The sequence below is a fragment of the Streptomyces sp. NPDC002640 genome (assembly GCF_053592575.1).
In genome coordinates this window covers 102,527-119,964 of the sequence record NZ_JBSFVZ010000017.1, presented here as the reverse complement: position 1 = coordinate 119,964, position 17,438 = coordinate 102,527, and the positions used below count along the sequence as shown (strand labels likewise).

The 17,438-nt window shown below is 72.0% G+C and carries 12 protein-coding genes; 8 read left to right on the top strand and 4 right to left on the bottom strand.

The features are described 5' to 3' along the window. Window positions 1-179 precede the first annotated feature (179 nt). The 4 genes from ACWD3O_RS22250 (at window position 180) to ACWD3O_RS22235 (ending at window position 8,587) form a co-directional block, all read left to right on the top strand. Window positions 180-2,375 (top strand): discoidin domain-containing protein, encoded by a 2,196-nt coding sequence (locus tag ACWD3O_RS22250; protein WP_451417079.1) that lies wholly within the window; start codon window positions 180-182, stop codon window positions 2,373-2,375. A gap of 317 nt (window positions 2,376-2,692) precedes the next feature. After that, on the top strand, window positions 2,693-4,858 hold the full coding sequence (locus ACWD3O_RS22245) for a discoidin domain-containing protein (RefSeq protein ID WP_451417078.1): 2,166 nt from the start codon (window positions 2,693-2,695) through the stop codon (window positions 4,856-4,858). Window positions 4,859-4,944: 86 nt separating this feature from the next. Continuing rightward, window positions 4,945-6,027, top strand: coding sequence for a DUF1996 domain-containing protein (locus tag ACWD3O_RS22240; RefSeq protein WP_451417077.1), 1,083 nt, complete (start codon window positions 4,945-4,947; stop codon window positions 6,025-6,027). 118 nt (window positions 6,028-6,145) lie between these two features. Continuing rightward, the gene (locus ACWD3O_RS22235) at window positions 6,146-8,587 is read left to right on the top strand and encodes a glycoside hydrolase family 3 C-terminal domain-containing protein (protein WP_451417076.1); all 2,442 of its coding nucleotides are present in this window, start codon (window positions 6,146-6,148) and stop codon (window positions 8,585-8,587) included. 12 nt (window positions 8,588-8,599) lie between these two features. Here ACWD3O_RS22235 and ACWD3O_RS22230 read toward each other — a convergent pair whose 3' ends face one another. Beyond that, complete coding sequence (locus ACWD3O_RS22230; protein WP_356129323.1) at window positions 8,600-9,922, bottom strand: ROK family protein; 1,323 nt, start codon at window positions 9,920-9,922, stop codon at window positions 8,600-8,602. Window positions 9,923-10,115: 193 nt separating this feature from the next. On the opposite strand from ACWD3O_RS22230, the gene ACWD3O_RS22225 reads away from it, so the two are divergent. The 4 genes from ACWD3O_RS22225 to ACWD3O_RS22210 are packed head-to-tail and all read left to right on the top strand — an operon-like array spanning window position 10,116 to window position 14,720. Next, window positions 10,116-11,432, top strand: a complete 1,317-nt coding sequence (locus tag ACWD3O_RS22225; RefSeq protein WP_451417075.1) for an ABC transporter substrate-binding protein — start codon at window positions 10,116-10,118, stop codon at window positions 11,430-11,432. Window positions 11,433-11,446: 14 nt separating this feature from the next. Beyond that, on the top strand, window positions 11,447-12,439 hold the full coding sequence (locus ACWD3O_RS22220; protein ID WP_451417074.1) for a carbohydrate ABC transporter permease: 993 nt from the start codon (window positions 11,447-11,449) through the stop codon (window positions 12,437-12,439). Between the two features lie 28 nt (window positions 12,440-12,467). Further along, entirely contained in the window at window positions 12,468-13,307 is an 840-nt protein-coding gene (locus ACWD3O_RS22215) for a carbohydrate ABC transporter permease (RefSeq protein ID WP_451409546.1), read from the top strand. 57 nt (window positions 13,308-13,364) lie between these two features. Continuing rightward, complete coding sequence (locus tag ACWD3O_RS22210) at window positions 13,365-14,720, top strand: GH1 family beta-glucosidase (RefSeq protein WP_451409411.1); 1,356 nt, start codon at window positions 13,365-13,367, stop codon at window positions 14,718-14,720. A gap of 95 nt (window positions 14,721-14,815) precedes the next feature. Here ACWD3O_RS22210 and ACWD3O_RS22205 read toward each other — a convergent pair whose 3' ends face one another. From ACWD3O_RS22205 to ACWD3O_RS22195, 3 genes are read right to left on the bottom strand one after another with little or no spacing between them, the layout of a single operon-like run. Then, window positions 14,816-15,754: an endo alpha-1,4 polygalactosaminidase gene (locus ACWD3O_RS22205; RefSeq protein ID WP_451409547.1), complete on the bottom strand. Its 939-nt coding sequence runs from the start codon at window positions 15,752-15,754 to the stop codon at window positions 14,816-14,818. Then, a complete protein-coding gene (locus tag ACWD3O_RS22200) occupies window positions 15,754-16,416 on the bottom strand; it encodes a spherulation-specific family 4 protein (RefSeq protein WP_451417073.1) in 663 nt (220 codons plus the stop codon). The genes ACWD3O_RS22205 and ACWD3O_RS22200 overlap by 1 nt, the downstream gene beginning before the upstream one ends. Further along, a complete protein-coding gene (locus tag ACWD3O_RS22195) occupies window positions 16,413-17,432 on the bottom strand; it encodes an NAD-dependent epimerase/dehydratase family protein (protein ID WP_451417072.1) in 1,020 nt (339 codons plus the stop codon). Before ACWD3O_RS22195 ends, ACWD3O_RS22200 begins: the two co-directional genes overlap by 4 nt. Window positions 17,433-17,438: the final 6 nt, after the last annotated feature.

Here is a 17,438-nt window from a genome sequence, read left to right as displayed (position 1 = left end):
GCCGGGGCGGAGCGGACCCGTTCCGGACCGGTTTCCGAGCAGAGGGACCCAGTGTATCGCGCGGTCTTAATGAAAGACGAAAGATAAGTGGTGACGGATCCTTGACGGTCCCGTCCCGTGGCGGGCAAGGTTCCCGAGAGCGCTCGCTCGTTCCCCTTTCGTGCCCAAGGAGCCCCCGCATGGCTGTAGTTGGCATACCGTCACTGGCGCCGCCGCCACCCCGCAGACTCGTACGCCGAGGCATCGTCGGCGCGGTCGTCACCGCTGTCGCCGCAACGCTGCTCACCCTCGCACCTGTCCAGAAGGCCGAGGCCGCGCCCGTACTGCTCTCCCAGGGCAAGCCGGTCACCGCCTCCAGCGAGGAGAACGGCGGCACGCCGGCCACCGCCGCCGTCGACGGCAACACCGGCACCCGCTGGTCGAGCGCCCACTCCGAGCCGCAGTGGATCCGCGTCGACCTCGGTGCGACCACCAAGGTGAGCCAGGTCGTCCTGAACTGGGAGACGGCGTACGGCAAGGGCTACCGCATCGAGCTCTCCACCAACGGCACCGACTGGTCGACGGCCTACCAGACCGCCACCGGTGACGGCGGCACGGACACCGTCACGGTGACGGGCGACGCCCGCTACGTGCGGATGTACGGCACCGCCCGCGCCACCCAGTACGGCTTCTCCCTGTGGGAGTTCAAGGTGTACGGCGAGAGCGGCACCGGAGGCCCGCAACTGCCCGGCGGCGGCGACCTCGGCCCGAACGTGCACGTCTTCGACCCGTCGACGCCGGGCATCCAGGCGAAGCTGGACGAGGTGTTCCGGCAGCAGGAGTCGGCGCAGTTCGGCAACGGCCGGCACGCGTTCCTCTTCAAGCCGGGCACGTACAGCAACCTCAACGCCCAGATCGGCTTCTACACCCAGATCGCGGGTCTCGGCCTGAAGCCCGACGACACGACCATCAACGGCGACGTCACGGTCGACGCCGGCTGGTTCAACGGGAACGCCACGCAGAACTTCTGGCGGGCCGCCGAGAACCTGGCGTTGAACCCGGTCAGCGGCACCAACCGGTGGGCGGTCTCCCAGGCGGCGTCCTTCCGCCGCATGCACGTCAAGGGCGGGCTGAACCTCGCGCCCAACGGTTACGGCTGGGCCAGCGGCGGCTACATCGCCGACTCCAAGATCGACGGTCAGGTCGGCAACTACTCGCAGCAGCAGTGGTACACCCGTGACAGCGCCATCGGCGGCTGGTCCAACTCCGTCTGGAACCAGGTCTTCTCCGGCGTCGAGGGCGCTCCGGCCACCAGCTTCCCCGAGCCCCGCTACACGACCCTGAACACCACCCCGATCTCCCGCGAGAAGCCCTTCCTCTACCTGGACGGCAACGAGTACAAGGTCTTCGCGCCGGCCAAGCGCACCAACGCCCGCGGCACCACCTGGGCGAGCGGCACCCCGCAGGGCGAGTCGATTCCGCTGAGCCGGTTCTACGTCGTGAAGCCGGGAGCCACCGCCGCCACGATCAACCAGGCGCTCGCCCAGGGCCTGCACCTGCTGTTCACGCCGGGCGTCTACCACGTGGACCGGACCATCAACGTCGACCGGGCGAACACGATCGTCCTGGGCCTCGGGCTGGCCACGATCATCCCCGACAACGGGGTGACCGCGATGCGCGTCGCCGACGTCGACGGCGTGCGCCTGGCCGGCTTCCTCATCGACGCCGGCACCGTCAACTCCCCGACGCTGCTGGAGGTCGGACCTCAGAACGCCTCCGCCGACCACGCCGCCAACCCCACCACCGTCCAGGACGTCTACATCAGAATCGGCGGCGCGCACGCCGGCAAGGCCACCACCAGCATGGTGGTCAACAGCGACGACACCATCATCGACCACACCTGGGTCTGGCGTGCCGACCACGGCGACGGCGTCGGCTGGGAGACCAACCGCGCCGACTACGGCGTCCGCGTCAACGGCGACGACGTCCTGGCCACCGGCCTGTTCGTCGAGCACTTCAACAAGTACGACGTCGAGTGGTACGGCGAGCGCGGCCGCACGATCTTCTACCAGAACGAGAAGGCGTACGACGCGCCCAACCAGGCGGCCATCCAGAACGGCTCCACCCAGGGCTACGCCGCCTACCGCGTCGACGACTCCGTCGACACCCACGAGGCGTGGGGCCTGGGCAGCTACTGCAACTACAACGTCGACCCGTCGATCCGGCAGCACCACGGCTTCAAGACCCCCGTCAAGCCGGGGGTGAGGTTCCACAGCCTGCTGGTGGTGTCCCTCGGCGGCATGGGCCACTACAACCACGTCATCAACGACACCGGAGCCTCCACGGTCCCCGCGGGGACCACGACCGTGCCGTCGATGCTCGTGTCCTTCCCCTGACACGCCGATCACCCGCTCGCCGGACGATCCGGCGAGCGGGCAGGCACTGACTCCCCTCCGGTCCGGGTGACAGCCCGCGCCCCGGCCCGGAGGGGCCCGCGGCCCGCGGCGGCCCGAACGCGGCCCCCGGCTCCGCACCCCGCACACCTCCGCACCCCCGCACCACCTCCGCACCCCCGCACCACCTCCGCACCCCCCCGCTGCGACCGTGCCGGGCCCCTTCCGGTACGCCGCGCCGCGGCCCACGCGCCGAACAGGGACCGGGATCCCCCTGGAGAGCGCTCCCCGTCCGGCACTCCGACCTGCCAGGAGCAGAAGTGTCCAGACTCTTCTTACCGGCCGTCCCGGCCCGCCGCGCCGGCCTCTCCCTGCTGACCCTCGGCGCGTTGACGGCCTCGGCCCTCGGCCTCGCCGCACCGCCCGCCCAGGCGGCCGAGACCCTGCTCTCGCAGGGGCGGCCCGCCACCGCCTCGTCCCAGGAAGGCGCCGGGTACGCCCCCTCGGCCGCCGTCGACGGCAACCTCACCGGCACCCGCTGGGCCAGCTCGTGGAGCGACCCGCAGTGGTTCCAGGTCGACCTCGGACAGCGGTCCGACCTGAGCCGCACCGTGCTGACCTGGGAAGGCGCGTACGGCAAGAGCTACCAGATCCAGGCATCCGACAACGGCACGGACTGGCGCACGCTGCGGAGCGTGACCGGCGGCGACGGCGGCACCGACGAGATCGCCGTATCCGGCTCCGGCCGCTACGTCCGCATGCTCGGCACCGAGCGCTCCGGCGGCTACGGCTACTCCCTGTGGGAGTTCCAGGTCTACGGCACCACGGGCGGCACACCGCCCGCCACGGGCGCGGTCCAGGTCACCGGCTCCCAGGGCGACTGGCGACTGACCGTCGGCGGGCAGCCGTACACCGTGAAGGGCCTGACCTGGGGCCCGGCCATCGCCGACGCACCCCGGTACATGCCCGACGTGAAGTCGATGGGCGTCAACACGATCCGCACCTGGGGCACCGACGGCGGGACCAAACCGCTGCTCGACTCGGCTGCGGCCAACGGCATCCGCGTGATCAACGGCTTCTGGCTCCAGCCGGGCGGCGGTCCGGGCAGCGGCGGCTGCGTGAACTACGTGACCGACACGACGTACAAGAACACCATGCTGACCGAGTTCGCCACCTGGGTGGAGACCTACAAGTCGCACCCGGCCACGCTGATGTGGAACGTCGGCAACGAGTCGGTGCTCGGCCTGCAGAACTGCTACGGCGGCGCCGAACTCGAGGCCCAGCGCAACGCCTACACCACCTTCGTCAACGACGTCGCGAAGAAGATCCACTCGATCGACCCGGACCACCCGGTCACCTCGACCGACGCCTGGACGGGAGCCTGGCCCTACTACAAGCGCAACGCGCCCGACCTCGACCTGTACTCGATGAACTCCTACGGCGACATCTGCGGGGTCCGGGAGGACTGGCAGGAGGGCGGCTACACCAAGCCGTACATCATCACCGAGGGCGGACCGGCAGGTGAATGGGAGGTGCCGGACGACGCCAACGGTGTGCCCGACGAGCCGACCGACGTGCAGAAGGCCGAGGGGTACACCAAGGCGTGGGACTGCGTCACCGGGCACCGGGGCGTCGCCCTCGGCGCCACCCTCTTCCACTACGGCATCGAGCACGACTTCGGCGGTGTCTGGTTCAACCTCCTGCCCGACGGCCTGAAGCGGCTGTCCTACTACGCCGTCAAGAAGGCCTACACCGGGTCGACGACCGGCGACAACACGCCCCCGGTCATCACGAACATGACCGTCGGCCCCGCCTCCTCCGCCCCCGCGGGCGGCGAGTTCACCGTGCGCGCCGACGTACGCGATCCGGACGGCGACGCGATCACGTACAAGGTCTTCCTCAGCGGCAACTACGCGAACGGCGACAAGCGTCTCGTCGAGGCCCGCTGGCGCTCCACCGGCAACGGCGCCTTCGCGGTGACGGCGCCCGAGAAGCTCGGCGTGTGGAAGGTGTACATCCAGGCCGAGGACGGACGCGGCAACGCCGGCATCGAGACGAGGTCGGTCAAGGTCGTCGCCCCGCCGGTCACCGGCACCAACGTGGCGCTGAACAAGCCGACCACCGCGTCCTCCCACCAGGCGTCGTACGGCGACTGCCCCTGCGAGCCCGCCAAGGCCACCGACGGCAGGGCCGACACCCGCTGGGCCAGCGACTGGAGCGACCCGCAATGGATCCGCGTCGACCTCGGCGCCTCCACGGCCGTCCGCAAGATCCAACTGGTGTGGGATCCGGCCTACGCCAGGTCCTACGAGGTCCAGGTGTCCGACGACGCGAACACCTGGCGCACGGTCCACTCCACGACGACCGGGAACGGCGACGTCGACACCATCGACGTCGCCGCGACGGCACGGCACGTCCGTCTCCACCTGACGTCCAGGGGGACGGGCTGGGGCTACTCGCTCCACGAGTTCGGCGTCTACAGCTGACGCACCACGCCAGGCCCCCGGCGGGGGCGGCGCTCCAACCCCTGCCGGGTCCCCACCCCCCCCCACTCCTGGGCTGGAGGCCCTTCATGACATGGCGTTCGAAGCAACTCCCCGCGCTCCTTCTCGGCACCGCCCTCGTCGCATCGGTGCTCGGCCTCGGCACGGTCGCCACCGCGGCAGGCCCCGGTGACACCCCGGCCGCGTCGGCCGCCGGGCACACCGGGCACACGGCGGCGGTGTCCACCCGGGCGTCCGGCGACGACCCCGACGGCGACGGATACATACCGGCCGTCCCCCCGGTCACCGGCGTGACCCCGTCCCAGGCCACCCCGCCGCCGCGCTACCACAAGGAGTTCCAGGCCAACTGCGCCGTCACGCACACCGCGCCGGACGACCCGATCGTGTACCCGGGCCAGCCGGGCAAGTCCCACGACCACACCTTCATGGGCAACAGGACCACGCACGCCGGCAGCACGACGGCGAGCCTCTACGGGCGTGACACCACCTGTCTCGCGCCGGCCGACGCCTCCGCGTACTGGATGCCCTCCCTGTACAAGGGGGACCGGAAGATCTCCCCCGTCGGCCCGCAGGTCATCTACTACAAGGCCGGTGTCACCGACTACACGAGCGTGCGTCCCTTCCCCAAGGGGCTGCGGTTCGTGGTGGGCGATCCGATGCAGAGCGCCCAGCAGTTCCGCGGCCACAAGGGCTTCGTCGAGGGCTGGGAGTGCGGTGACAGCTTCTTCAACACCGACATCCCGGCGACCTGCCCGAGCCGGCCCGACGTCCAGCTCAACCTCCGTATGCAGGCCCCCAGCTGCTGGGACGGAAGGTACCTCGACACCCCGGACCACAAGAGCCACATGGCCTACCCGGTGGTCAAGCCCGGCACCAACGACAACATGTGCCCCGCCTCCCACCCGGTCGCCCTGCCGATGATCGAGTTCAAGATGGCCTGGCCGGTCAACGGCGACATGAGCGACGTCCGGCTGGCCAGCGGACGCGGCTACTCCTTCCACTACGACTTCTTCAACGCGTGGGAGGAGCGGACCCTCCAGGCGCTGGTCGACCGGTGCATCGTCGGCGGCTTCCAGTGCGACGCGCGCGGCTACGACCTGTACCACCCGGAGCGCCCCGCGGTCCTGAACGCGGACTACCGACTGCCCTGACCGGCCGGTGCACCGGGGCCCGGCCGCTCCCGCACACGCGAGAGCGGCCGGGCCCTCCGCCCTGCCCGGCGGGCATCGGCAGGGCCTTGACCGATTCAGCTGTCAGAGAGGGCGGGACATGGACGACAGGACGCCGGACGGGTACCTCGGCAAGCTGACCCTGGAGCAGAAGGTGCGCCTTCTCACCGGCGCGACGACGTGGCGCACTACGGGCGAGGCAGGCATCGGACTGCGGGAGATCGTGCTGTCGGACGGCCCGGCCGGCGTCCGGGGCGAGGCGTGGGACGAGCGCCGTACCTCCGTGCTGCTGCCCTCCGCCTCCGCCCTGGGAGCCCTGTGGGACGAGGCACTGGTGGAGGAACTCGGCGGACTGCTGGCCGCGGAGGCCGTGCGCAAGGGCGTCGACGTGGTGCTGGCCCCGACGCTCAACCTCCACCGGTCCCCGCTCGGCGGCCGGCACTTCGAGTGCTTCTCCGAGGACCCGGAGCTGACCGGCCGTACGGGCGCCGCACTGATCCGCGGCATCCAGGCCCGCGGGGTGGCGGCCACGGCCAAGCACTACGTCGCCAACGACTCCGAGACCGACCGGCTGACCGTGGACGTCCGCGTGTCCGAGCGGGCGCTGCGCGAGGTCTACCTCGCGCCTTTCGAGCAGGCCGTCGAGGCGGGCGTGTGGCTCGTCATGGCGGGCTACAACTCCGTCAACGGCACGACCATGACCGCCCATCCCCTTCTCGCGGAACCCCTCGCGGGCGAGTGGGGCTTCGACGGAGTCGTCGTGTCCGACTGGGGCGCCCTGCGGTCGACCGAGGAGCCGGCCCGCGCCGCCCTCGACCTGGCGATGCCCGGCCCGCAGAGCCCCTGGGGCGCCCTCCTGGTCCAGGCGGTGAAGGACGGACGGGTCCCGGAGGCAGCCGTCGACGACAAGGTCAGGCGGCTGCTCCGGCTCGCCGGCCGGGTGGGCGCCCTCACCCCGTACCGCCGGCGCCTCGTACCGGTGGGCCGCTCGCAGGGGACCAGGACGCTGCTGCGCCGGGCGGCCGCGGCCGGCTGCGTCCTGCTAGGCAACCGGGGAGTGCTGCCGCTCGACCCGGCGGAACTCTCCACCGTCGCCGTCATCGGCGCGCACGCCACGTCACCCCGCGCACAGGGCGGCGGCAGCGCCGGTGTCTTTCCCTCCGGCGTGGTGACCCCCCTGGCCGCCGTCCGGGCCCGGCTGCGCGGCCGCGTCCGGGTGGTGCACGTCCCCGTGCCCCTCCCGGACGCCGCGGCCCCGCTCGACACCGACCGGTGCGACGACCCGAGGTCGGGCGCTCCCGGGGTACTGCTGCGCGTCCTGGACGCCCAGGGGCGGGAACTGCACGCCGAGCACCGCCTCTCGGCCCGTCAGCTGGAGCCGGAACTCCCGCCGGGCGCCCACACGGTGGAGATCAGCGCACTGCTGCGGCCCCGGCAGCGGGGCACCTGGACCTTCGGCGTCGGGGGTTTCGGCCGGATGTCCCTCACCGTCGACGGACGCACGCTCCTGGACGGTGTGTTCCCCCGCGAGACCGACGACCCGGCGGTGGTGCACGTCAACCCGCCCGTGCGCGAGGCCTCCACGGAACTGTCCTCGAAGCGGCCCGTGCACGTGGTGGCACGACGGGAACTGGTCGAGGACAGCGGTCGCGCCACCGTGGTCACCGCGGCGCCCCCGCAGCCCGCCGCGCGGGACGCGGTGGCCGCCGCGGTGCGGGCGGCCCGGGAGGCGGACGCCGCGATCGTGTTCGTCGGCACCACGGAGCACGACGAGACCGAAGGCCACGACCGGCGGGACCTGTCCCTCGCCGGGTGCCAGGACGACCTGGTGCGGGCGGTGGCGGCGGTCAATCCGCGCACGGTGGTGGTCGTCAACAGCGGCGGCCCGGTCGAGATGCCGTGGCGGGAGGAGGCCGGCGCCCTGCTGCTCGCCTGGTTCCCGGGGCAGGAGGCGGGCGCCGGACTCGCCGACGTGCTGTTCGGACTGCGGGAACCCGGCGGCCGGCTTCCGACGACCTGGGGCGCCCGCCTCGCGGACACGCCCGTGACGCGCACGCGGCCCGTGGAGGGCGGCCTCGACTACGCCGAAGGTCTCCACATCGGCCACCGGGCCTGGCTGCGGGCCGGCCGCGCGCCGGCCTACTGGTTCGGCCACGGACTCGGCTACACCACCTGGGAGTACGAGGAGGTCGAGGCGCCGGCGAAGGCCACGGCGGGTGAGGCGTTCACCCTGCGGGTGCGCCTGCGCAACACGGGAGCCCGCGCCGGGCGGGAGGTCGTCCAGGTCTACGCGGCACGGCCGGAGTCGGCCGTGGAACGGCCCGTACGCTGGTTCGCCGGGTACGCCGCGGTCCGCGCGGAGGCCGGCCGGACGGTGACCGCCGAGGTCGAGGTGGCGCCCCGTGCCCTGCGCCACTGGTCGCAGGAGGAGCGCGCCTGGGTCACGGAGCCCGGGCCCTACCGACTGATGGTGGGCAGGTCGGCGGGGGACCCGCGGTGGGAGGGCGAGGTGACGGTCGAGCGGCGGGAGGTCACCGGCTGAGGGCCGGGTTCCTCACTGCGCCGCCCGCTCGCGCAGGCTGGTCTGCCACACAGGGCTCTGCCGCTCCGGGTCCTCCTCGGCCCTGCGGCCGCCGCGGGCGAAGAAGTCGGCGAGCGGCAGTATCGCCGCCCCGACGGTGACGGCGTCCGGTCCGAGGGTGCCCAGGTCGATCTCGACGCGCCCGCCCGGGTACTTGAGCGAGTACGCGGCGGCGTACGTCCGCACCGTGTCGAGGAAACGCCGGCCGAGTTGGAGACCGGCCCAGCCGCCGACCAGGATGCGTTCGGGCTGGAACAGATTGATCAGGTCGGAGAAGCCCGCGCCGAGGTACTCGGCGGTCTCCTCCAGGACGGCCAGAGCGGTCGTGTCGGCCGGCGCGGTGGTTCCCTCCGCACCGGGGACGGGGTAGGCGGCGGCGAGCATAGCGGTCAGCGCGGTCTCCTCGTCCACGCCGGCCGGCGGCCGCCCGCCGGCCTCCGCCCAACGCTGCAGGAGGGCTTCGGCGCCGGCGTACGCCTCCAGGCAACCGGTCGCGCCGCAGCGGCAGTTGCGGCCCCTCACCCGTACGGTCAGATGCCCCCACTCCAGGGCCACGCCGGACCGCATGTCGTCGGTGACGACGCAGGCGCCGACACCGGAGCCGAAGAGGACCACCACCGCGTTCTGCGCGCCCCGGCCGGCCCCGAACCACATCTCCGCCTGGCCGAGCGTCTTGGCGCCGTTGTCGATGTAGTACGGCACGGTCTCGGGCAGCAGCCGGGACTCCCGCAGCAACCGCTCCAGGGGAACGGCGTCCCAGCCGATGGTCTGGCCGTGCACCACGGCTCCGTCCTGCGCGCTCCTGGCGACGATGCCCGGCACGCCGATACCGACGCCCATCAGCCGCTCCGCCGGGATGCCCGCCTGCTCCAGGACCTCGGGGATGCCTTCGCGGAGGTGACCGACCACGACCCCGACGTCGTAGCGGTCCACGCGCCGCAGCGCGTCGGTCTCCAACGGGCGTTCCACGCGCGCGAGTTCGGTGAGGGCCAGGTCGAACAGCTCGATCCGAACCCGCGTCTCGCCGATGTCCACGCCGATCATGTAGCCGCTGTCCGCGCTGATGCGCAGCAGCGTACGGGGGCGGCCGCCGGCCGAGTCCACGCTGCCGGCCTCCTCCACCAGTCCCTCGGCGACCAGCTCGGACACCACATTGCTCACCGAGCCCGAACTGAGCCCGGTCACCGGACCCAGGGAGAAACGGCTGAGGGGCCCGTCGAAGTACAGCCGTTCGAGCACCGCTGTGCGATTTTCCCGCCGCAGGTCACGCACCGTACGGCCGCTGCGCATCTTCACCGTGCCCCCTCGTCTTCGATGTCCTGCACGCAACTTACCTCGGGCCAAGGCCTTGACGCGACCTTCGCTTGAGGTTTAACTCACACCGTGAATTAAGCGGGGGGCGCTTCAGGGCTCGAACGCGGGACGCCATGTGTGTCGCACCCTCCCCGCAGACGAAGTCCGTCAACCTTCCGGAAGGGCCTCCGAAGTCATGCGCAGAATCAGAGCCGCGGCCGTCGGCGCCGTCACACTCTCCCTCGTTCTCACCGCGGCCGCCTGCGGCGGGGGCTCCACCAGCTCGGAAGGCTCCAACGAACAGCCGAAGACGCTCACGTACTGGGCTTCGAACCAGGGCGCCAACCTTGAGGTCGACAAGAAGGTCCTCCAGCCCGAACTCGACAAGTTCGAGAAGCAGACCGGCATCAAGGTGAAGCTGGAGGTCGTGCCCTGGTCCGACCTGCTCAACCGGATCCTCACCGCCACCACCTCCGGCCAGGGCCCCGACGTCCTCAACATCGGCAACACCTGGTCCACCTCCCTCCAGGCCACCGGCGCCCTGCTGCCCTGGGACGCCGGGAACATGGAGGCGATCGGCGGCAAGGACCGCTTCGTGGAATCGGCCCTCGGCTCCACCGGCGCCCAGGGCCAGGACCCCGCCGCCGTGCCGCTGTACTCCATGGCCTACGCGCTCTACTACAACAAGAAGCTGTTCGCCGAGGCCGGGATAGAGAAGCCGCCGGCCACCTGGGACGAAGTGGTCGACGCCGGCGAGAAGCTCACCGCCCAGGGCAAGAACGGCCTCGGCGCCGAGGGCTCCAACCTCTCCAACAACATCCACCAGGTGTTCGTCCTCGGTAAGCAGCACGGCGCCGACTTCTTCACCCCCGACGGCAAGCCCGACTTCACCTCCGACGGCGCGGTGGCCGCGGTCAAGCAGTACGTCGACCTGATGGCCGAGCACAAGATCATCGCCCCGGGCAACGCCGAGTACGCCCAGAACCAGTCCCTGAGCGACTTCGCCAAGGACAAGACCGGCATGGTGCTGTGGCAGACCGCCTCGGCCACCTTCGCGTCCCACGGCATGAACGAGGACGACTGGGGCGTGGCCCCCGCTCCCGTGCAGTCCGGCGAGCCCGGCCAGGGCACCGCCACCAACTCCATGGTCGCCGGCATCAACCTGGCCGTCTTCAAGAACACCAAGAACATCGACGGCGCCAAGAAGTTCGTCGGCTTCATGACCAGCGACGAGGAGCAGGTCATCCTCAACAAGGCCTACGGCTCCATCCCGCCGGTCAAGGCCGCCCAGCAGGACCCCGCCTTCGACACACCCTCGCTCACGGTCCTGCGCGAGACCCTGGCGACCAGCGCCGCCGCCCTCCCGCAGGTGCCCGAGGAGTCCCAGTTCGAGACCGTCGTCGGCACCGCGGTGAAGGAACTCTTCGCCGACGCCGCCGCGGGACGGCCGGTGACCACCGAGTCGGTGCGGGCCAAGCTCGAGAAGGCCCAGCAGCAGATGCCCACCAAGTGAGTACGGACTCCTCCATGACTCTCACCGCTGCCCCTGGCACAGGCGAGCGGAAGGCACGCGAGGAAGCCCCCGGAGCGCCGCGCAAGCGCCGCTCCGGGCGGCTGCGCCGCATCGGCCTGCCGTACCTCCTGCTGCTCCCCGCGCTCGTGCTCGAACTCCTGGTCCACCTGGTGCCGATGGTGATCGGCATCGCCGTCAGCTTCAAGGAGCTCACCCAGTTCTACATCCGGGACTGGACCACCGCTCCCTGGGCCGGCCTCGACAACTTCTCCCTCGCGGTCGACCTCGACGCCCCCGTGGGCGAGGCACTGCTCAACTCCTTCCTCGTCACCTGCCTGTTCACCGTGCTGTCGGTCGGGCTGTGCTGGCTGCTCGGGGCGGCCGCCGCCATCTTCCTGCAGGAGGGCTTCCGCGGCCGCGGCTTCCTGCGCACGCTCTTCCTCGTCCCGTACGCGCTGCCCGTCTACGCCGCCGTCATCACCTGGTCGTTCATGTTCCAGCGCGACAACGGCCTGATCAACCACGTCCTGCACGAACAGCTGGGGCTCACCGACACCCCGCCGTTCTGGCTGATCGGCGAGAACAGCTTCGTCGCGCTGCTCGTGGTCTCGGTGTGGAAGGGCTGGCCCTTCGCCTTCCTCATCGTCATGGCGGGACTGCAGAACATCCCCCGGGAGATCTACGAGGCGGCGGCCCTCGACGGCGCGGGCGTGTGGCAGCAGATCCGCCGCATCACGCTGCCGGCGCTGCGCCCGGTCAACCAGGTCCTCGTCCTGGTGCTGTTCCTGTGGACGTTCAACGACTTCAACACCCCCTTCGTCCTCTTCGGAGAGGCGGCGCCGGAGTCCGCGGACCTGATCTCCCTGCACATCTACCAGTCGTCGTTCCAGACCTGGAACTTCGGCACGGGCTCCGCCATGTCGGTCCTGCTGCTGCTGTTCCTGCTCGTGGTGACCGGCGCCTACCTCATGTTCACGTCCCGGGGAAGGAAGGCCGGCGATGTCTGACCAGTTCCGGAGTCAGGTCCGCTCCCCGATGGCCGCCCCGCAGTCCTTCCTGTGGAGCCGGCGGATCTTCCTGACCCTCCTCTCCGGCTTCGTGCTGCTGCCGGTGTACGTGATGATCTCCAGCTCGCTGAAGCCGCTGGAGGACGTCTCGGGGAAGTTCTCCTGGATCCCCTCGGGCCTCACCGTCCGCCCGTACTTCGACATCTGGGAGACGGTTCCGCTCGCCGACTACTTCGTGAACTCGCTGATCGTGGCGGGCGCGGCGACCGTCTGCTCCGTCACCATCGCGGTGTTCGCGGCCTACGCGGTGAGCCGTTACTCCTTCCGCGGCAAGCGCGTCTTCACGGTCACCGTGCTGTCCACCCAGATGTTCCCCGGCATCCTGTTCCTGCTGCCGCTGTTCCTCATCTACGTCAACATCGGCAACGCCACCGGCATCGCGCTCTTCGGCTCGCGCGGCGGCCTGATCCTCACCTACCTCACCTTCTCGCTGCCGTTCTCCATCTGGATGCTGATCGGCTACTTCGACTCGGTGCCCAAGGACCTCGACGAGGCGGCCAAGGTGGACGGCTGCGGACCGCTCGGCGCCCTGTTCCGCGTCATCGTGCCCGCCGCGATCCCGGGAATCGTCGCCGTCGCCGTCTACGCCTTCATGACCGCCTGGGGCGAGGTCCTCTTCGCCTCCGTCATGACCAACGACACCACCCGCACCCTCGCCGTCGGCCTCCAGGGCTACTCGACCCAGAACGACGTGTACTGGAACCAGATCATGGCGGCCTCCCTGGTCGTGAGCGTGCCCGTCGTCGCCGGCTTCCTGCTCCTCCAGCGCTACCTCGTCACCGGCCTCACCGCCGGCGCCGTCAAGTAGCGGCCGCACGCGCCCTTCCGTCACCGCACCACCGCGCCCACCCCAGAAAGGCCCCCTGTGTCCGAAGCGATAGACCTCGCCGCCTTTCCCCCTGACTTCGTGTGGGGCACGGCAACCTCCGCCTACCAGATCGAGGGCGCCGTCGCCGAGGACGGCCGGGCCCCGTCGATCTGGGACACCTTCTCCCACACCCCGGGGAAGATCGACAACGACGACCACGCAGACGTGGCCTGCGACCACTACCACCGGTGGCCCGAGGACGTCGCCCTCATGAAGGAGCTGGGCGCCGGCGCCTACCGCCTTTCCATCGCCTGGCCCCGCGTCGTCCCCGGCGGCGACGGCCCCGTCAACGCGGCCGGTCTCGACTTCTACGACCGTCTCGTCGACGGCCTCCTCGACGCCGGCATCACGCCCAACATCACCCTCTACCACTGGGATCTCCCGCAGAGCCTCCAGGACCGGGGCGGGTGGACCGTCCGCGAGACCGCCGAGCACCTCGCCGCCTACACCTCCGTGGTCGCCGGGCGGCTGGGCGACCGGGTCACCCGCTGGGCCACCCTGAACGAACCGCTGTGCTCCGGGTGGATCGGTCACCTCGAAGGCCGGATGGCTCCCGGACTCACCGACCTCACCGCCGCCGTGCACGCCTCGTACCACCTGCTCCTCGGCCACGGACTGGCCACGCAGGCGCTCCGCGCGGCCGTGCCGGACGCGCGGATCGGACTCGTGACCAACCACTCCACCGTGGAGGCCGCCTCGACCCGCCCCGAGGACGTCGCGGCCGCCACCCGGATGGACGGCCACACCAACCGCTGGTGGCTCGACCCCGTCCACGGCCGCGGTTTCCCCGCCGACATGCGCGAGCTGTACGGCGTCGAACTGCCGGAACGCGCCGGCGACCTGGAGACGATGGCCGCCCCGCTCGACTGGCACGGTCTCAACTACTACTTCCCGGTCACGGTCGCCGACGACCCTGACGGTCCCGTCCCCCACGCCCGCGAGGTCCGCCTGCCCGACGTGCCCCGCACCGGAATGGACTGGCAGATCGACGCCGGCGGCCTGGAGGCGTTCCTGCTGCGGCTCACCGACGACTACGGTGTCCGCCGGCTGTACGTCACCGAGAACGGCTCCGCCTTCCCCGACACCGTCGGCCCCGACGGCGCCGTCGACGACCCGGAGCGTGCCCGCTACCTGGAACAGCACATCGCCGCCTGCGCCCGCGCCGTACGCAAGGGCGCCCCCCTCGCCGGCTACTACGCCTGGTCGCTGCTCGACAACTTCGAGTGGGCCTACGGCTACGACAAGCGCTTCGGCCTCGTCCACGTCGACTACGCGACACAGGCGCGGACCGTCAAGACGAGCGGCCGCCGGTACGCGGACATCATCCGCGCCCACCGACAGGCCCAGGCCTGACCCGGAGCCCGGAAGGCCGGAGGGGGCCCTGACGGTGCTCGCACGGGCACCGGCAGGACCCCCTCCGCGGCGGGGAGCGGGTCCGCTGCCGTGGCTCAGCACGCCCTGCGCCACGTCCCGAGTTCGGGCTCCTTCAGCATCGAGGACAGGCGCAGACGGCGGGACTCGGCGCAGAAGTCGCCGGCCGGTCCCTCGTACTCCACGTGGAAGACCGCCTTCCCGGCCTCGACGAAGGCCGACAGCCGGTCGCACTCGTCGTACTGGGCGCACTCCTCGTTGACGGCGAAGTCGAAGTGGGGGAGGAGCTGCGGGATCTGGTCGAGGTCGTTCTTCAGGCCGACGGAGAGGCCGCGGGCGTGGGCGATCTCGGCGATCATGCGGTTGTAGCGGAGCTGGTCGCCGGCGGTCAGCGGGAAACCGGTCCGGTGGGCGTAGCCCTCGACGAGGTCCGGTTCCACGGCGTCGAAGCCCTTGGCGCGGCACATCTCGAAGCGGCGCTCCATGATCGGCCGGAGGACGGAGAGCCGCCGGATGTCCAGCCAGCGTTCGCCCTGCCAGCCGTTGGGCCGCCCGAGCACCGAGCGGGGGAAGTCCGCCTGGTCGGGGCGGTACTCCTCCCAGGCGCCGACGTTGATGTAGCAGATCACCTTCCGGCCGTCGCGGTGCAGGCGGGCGACGTCCGCCGCGGTGTTCTCGAAGCCGTCGATGTCGTAGACGGGCACGTCCGCGGCGGTGGGGTCGACGGGCCCGTCCAGCTGCCACTGCCACGGAGTGCCGGGGCGGGGTGTCCAGCGCGGGCCCGGCGGCACGCCGTCCGGACGACGGGACGGGGGTGCGGGGGAGGGCGTGCCGGAGGCGGTGGCCCCGGGGGCGCGGGAGGTGGGTGCGCCCACCGTGGAGTCGGGTGCGGCGGAGGGCCGCGGGGCCCGGGCGGCGTCGTCGCCGGGGGCGGAGCAGGAGGTGACGGCGAGGCATGCGGCGAGGACGAGGACGAGGGCGGCGGTCGCCGGGCGCCGGGTCGTCCGGTCGCGGATCACCGCTGCGTCCCGGTCAAGGCGGGGGTCAATTCAGCCCAGGGATTGGGTGGTTCACCCGTCACGGGGCCGCAGACGGCGGCCCCGCGCCGGCGGGCGGTGCGCACCGCGAGCGGGACCAGCGCCTCCGGCACCCCGTAGACCAGGTGGCAGAGGGGTCCGGGTGACCGCCCGGCCGCCCACGAGGGGCGGCTGAACGCCGACACGTAGGTCGACCAGGGCCCCTCGAAGGTGACCGTGAGGTCGGCGAGCCGGACGTAACCGGGCGCCGGGTGGGCGCCGGGGTTGAGGACGACCGTGCGGGCGCCGCAGCGGCGGACGGCCCTGACCAGCCTCCGGCAGTCGGCGAGGCCCTCCGGGGCCGTGGTCACCTGGTCGAGGAAGCAGCCGTCGGCGCCGTACCACTCGCGGTACCGGCGCATGTCGTCGACGGCGTCGGCCCGGTCGCGGGTGCCGTAGTCGGTGTCCACGTAGCCGAGCAGCCGGACACCGGCCGCGCGCAGCGCCTCGGCGGCGGTGGTGAACGCCGGGTCGGGCGCGGGGCCCGGGCCGCTCGCCGGGTTGAGCACGACCCCGTAGGCGCGGTCGGCGGAGGCGATCAGACGGTGCCAGGCGCCGGGGTCCTCGGCCGGGTGGACGTAGAGCGGGATCAGCAGACTCACGGCACCGGCCCTCCCGCGGCGACGCCGCCCGCCTCGACCGGCCGCGAGGCGGCCGCGCCCGCCGTGCCCGCGCCACCCGGCGTGTCCACGCGACCCGCCGTGTCCGCCGCGTCCGACGGTGGTGTGGCGGCCCAGAGCGCGGTAACCGCGTCGTCGAGGGAGTACCGCGGCCGCCAGCCGAGGGCCCGGGCGGCCTCGTCGATGGACGAGCACTGCCAGGACACCTCCCGGGAGCGGGCCGAGTGCGCGGCTTCCCCCGCGTCCTCCTCGATCCGTCCCGCGAACCCGGCCGCGCGGGCCAGCCCGCGCACCATCGCACGCACGGGGGCCGCGTCGCCGCCGCCGATGTTGAGGACCGGGGGCAGCGGGCCCTCGGCCGTGGTGGCGAGCACGACGGCGCGGGCGACGTCCCGCGCGTCGACGAAGTCGCGGTGGGCCGAGAGGTCGCCGAGCCGCAGCACCGCCCCCGGCGCCCGCCCCGCCTCACGGAGCAGGGCGGCGACACGGCCGGGCAGCCCGCCGGGCGGCGCCCCGGCACCCACCGGGTTGCCGATCCGCAGGACCACCGCGTCCAGGCCGGAGGCGGTGACCGCGACCGTCCCGGCCAGCTTGGTCGCGCCGTAGGGGCTCACCGGCCGGGTCGCCGCGGACTCGGTGACCCGGCTGCCCGGGTCGCCCGGTCCGTACTCCGCGGCCGACCCGAGATGCACGAGACGGGCCGCCGGCGCGGCCCGGCGCAGGGCCGCGCAGAGCACGGCCGGGCCGCGGGCGTTGGTCTCGGCGAGGGTGACGGCGTCACCGCCGGTGGCGCCGGCGCAGTTGACCACCGCGTCCGGTGCCACCCCGGCGAGGGTGTCGGCGACCTGGTCCGGATGGTCGTGCGCCAGGTCGATCCGGACGGCCGCACCGGGTGAGCGGCCGGCGTCGAGCACCCGCGCGGCGGGCAGGGCCGCCCGCAGGTGCCCGGCGACATGCCGGCCGAGGTAGCCGGTGGAGCCGATGACGAGAACGCGCATGAAGAC

What these genes read in the sequence shown, in the direction of transcription:
- ACWD3O_RS22250 (WP_451417079.1), top strand. Translation starts at nt 180, where the DNA reads ATGGCTGTAGTTGGCATACCGTCACTGGCGCCGCCGCCACCCCGCAGA.
- ACWD3O_RS22240 (WP_451417077.1), top strand. Translation starts at nt 4,945, where the DNA reads ATGACATGGCGTTCGAAGCAACTCCCCGCGCTCCTTCTCGGCACCGCC.
- ACWD3O_RS22235 (WP_451417076.1), top strand. Translation starts at nt 6,146, where the DNA reads ATGGACGACAGGACGCCGGACGGGTACCTCGGCAAGCTGACCCTGGAG.
- ACWD3O_RS22225 (WP_451417075.1), top strand. Translation starts at nt 10,116, where the DNA reads ATGCGCAGAATCAGAGCCGCGGCCGTCGGCGCCGTCACACTCTCCCTC.
- ACWD3O_RS22220 (WP_451417074.1), top strand. Translation starts at nt 11,447, where the DNA reads ATGACTCTCACCGCTGCCCCTGGCACAGGCGAGCGGAAGGCACGCGAG.
- ACWD3O_RS22215 (WP_451409546.1), top strand. Translation starts at nt 12,468, where the DNA reads ATGGCCGCCCCGCAGTCCTTCCTGTGGAGCCGGCGGATCTTCCTGACC.
- ACWD3O_RS22195 (WP_451417072.1), bottom strand. Translation starts at nt 17,432, where the DNA reads ATGCGCGTTCTCGTCATCGGCTCCACCGGCTACCTCGGCCGGCATGTC.